The organism is Vibrio sp. 378 (assembly GCF_033339435.1).
In genome coordinates this window covers 1-579 of record NZ_JAWOUO010000895.1, presented here as the reverse complement: position 1 = coordinate 579, position 579 = coordinate 1, and the positions used below count along the sequence as shown (strand labels likewise).

Annotated in this window: 1 protein-coding gene; it reads right to left on the bottom strand. The window is 43.7% G+C overall.

What is annotated here, in order from left to right:
• On the bottom strand, window positions 1–579 hold a 579-nt coding region (locus R7Q48_RS29460; RefSeq protein ID WP_318133907.1), incomplete at both ends, for an MFS transporter.

Genomic DNA, 579 nt, shown 5'->3' with positions numbered 1-579 from the left:
AGCGCTTAGTACGTTAGGTATCGCAATGCCAAACGCCATCACGACCAATAACATTGGAACTAAAAACCAAATAGATGTTTGAGCCCAAAAGACACCAAACCCACCAGCCAACAACAGTATCGATGCGATCCACAACAAAGATGTTTGCGTTCGTCCTTTACCCAGCAAAAATTTATTCAACAAGCTGCCAACAAATGTACCTAAGCCAAGTACAACGCCACTGTATCCAAATTCCGATGAGCTAAAACCTAACGCCTCAAATGTGAAAGCACCTAATTGGTAGTAAGAAAACAATGCGATATTGTAGAGCGCAACTAATAACGTCGATTGCCAGATTTGCGCATCTCTCAGCATTCGCCCCAGAAGTGAACCCATATTCAAAGGCTGTTTCTGAATTTGTGTCTCTGGCAGTTTGAAAGCGTTGTAAACAAACAAGCCTAATGCCATGACAAACAGTGTAAAAAAGACGGTTTGATAGCCGCCCAATGCGGTTAATTGGCCGCCGAGCAACATGCCAATCACCGGACTGACAGAAATTCCTATTCCCATTACGCCGAATACTTTACCCAATTCTTCGCC